General features: G+C 70.0%; 2 protein-coding genes. Both read right to left on the minus strand.

Translation table 11 applies throughout. From position 1 onward, the window contains the following. Nucleotides 1-421, minus strand: a 421-nt coding sequence (locus tag KDM41_18165) for a hypothetical protein (GenBank protein MCB1185349.1), incomplete at its 3' end; no start/stop codon positions are given. Next, nucleotides 418-1,398 carry a hypothetical protein gene (locus KDM41_18170; GenBank protein MCB1185350.1) on the minus strand — a complete coding sequence of 327 codons (981 nt, stop codon included), beginning with the start codon at nt 1,396-1,398 and terminating at the stop codon, nt 418-420. The genes KDM41_18165 and KDM41_18170, both read right to left, overlap by 4 nt. Between the last annotated feature and the right edge of the window lie 283 nt (nt 1,399-1,681).

The following is a 1,681-nucleotide window of genomic DNA, read 5'->3' on the forward strand; positions in this document are numbered from 1 at the left end:
CGACGTCGGTGCCCGGTGTCGGCGCGACGGGCCGTGTCGCGACCGGGCGGCCCTCGGCGACCCACGCGTTCCAGCCGCCGTCCAGCACGCTCACGTTGGTCAGGCCGTAGTGCCGGCACACGGCGCGGAAACGGGCGCCGTACAGGCCGTGGCGATCGTCGCAGACGACCACGTGCCGGTCGCGGCGCAGGCCCAGCTCGTGGCAGAGCCGTCCGAAGGCGGTGGGCTCCATCACGTGCTGCGTCTTCTCGCCGCGGGCGTCGAAGTGCTTCAGGTAGGGGTGGCAGGGCGCGGCCACGGCCCCGGGAATGTGGCCGCGCAGGTAGGCCTCGGGGGTCCCGCTGTTGTCGATCAGCAGGACCCCCGGATCGCCGCGGTGGTCGTCGAGCCAGGCGGTGGTGACGACCGGGGGCGTGCTCATCCGCGGGCCTCGAGGCCGCGGTCGAGCTGGTCGAAGGCTTCGCGCATGCCGGCCTGCAGGGCCTGCACGTCGGCCTCGGCCCAGGTGGCGGGCTCCTCGCGGATGAAGGTCGTCTTGTCGACCCGGTTGTCGAAGCGGCCGAGGGGCAGGAAGTAGTCCCGGCCGTCGCGGCTGATCTTCACCGTATCGGGACGGCCCGACGTCTCCAGCAGGTGGGCCATGTCGCAGGTGCCGTAGTCGCCGTACATGACGGCCAGGGGCACGCCGTGGTGCAGGATGCTGCCCGGGTCGTTCGGGTCGGTGCGGGCGGCGTTCTTGCGGCGGCTCTCCTCGGGCTCGACCCAGATGTAGAGGATCGAGCTCTTGGCCAGGATGGCCGGGCTGAGCTGGCCCAGGCTGCCCTGGTAGCCGAAGGGATGGGGGAAGGGATAGGTCTGCCCGTCCGCGCAGCCGCGGGCGAACTCGATGACCACCGTCTTGCCCTCGAGGGTGTCGGGCACCTCGGCCACCTTGTCGTCGAGCAGCTTGCGGGCCTCGGCCTCGATGGGGCCGGCGATCTCGCGCCGCAGCGCCTCGTCCAGGGTGCCGATGATGGCCTGGCCGCCGGCCCGCATCCGCGCGGCGTCGATGCGGTCGAAGAGCCACAGCGCCGCCGATGCGGGCGCCGGCTTCCGCTTCGCGACCAGATCGTCGTAATCCTCGTTGAGCAGCTCGATCAGGGTGAGCCAGTCGATGGGATTGCGGAAGGGCAGGGCCGGCGAGATGAAGAACAGGCCCTCGTGGCCCCGGGCGGTCAGCTCGTCGCTCACCCGGCGCATGATGTGGACGTAGGGGAAGTCGTCCAGCTGGACCGTCTGGCCGATGCCGAACTGCTCGTGGCACTGCTCGGGACTGAGCGTGGCCAGGTAGCGGCGCACCTCGGACTTGCCGCTGGCGGGCAGGGCCAGCAGCAGGAGGACGTCGATGTGCTTGGACATGGTGATGCGCTTCCTTTCAAACATCGACCGGCGAGCCGCGGGGCGCGCCGGTTCGTCGCAGGTAGGGCTTGCAATCGTGCGTGATTCCGCAGAAGTATTCCCATCCGTACTCCATAAGTCAAGAAATGTCACCACCTGCCGTCCCGGCTTCGCGGGAGCCGGAACGCGGGCATTCGTGTATGATGGTCGTTGTCCCCGGCCCGAAGGATCTCCATGACCGACGACCGCACCATCGCCTGGACTCCGGACGAGGAGCCCGAGCCGCAGCCGAACGGCGGCATCG

The sequence above is a fragment of the bacterium genome, from assembly GCA_020440705.1.
Taxonomy (GTDB): Bacteria; Krumholzibacteriota; Krumholzibacteriia; order LZORAL124-64-63; family LZORAL124-64-63; genus JAGRNP01.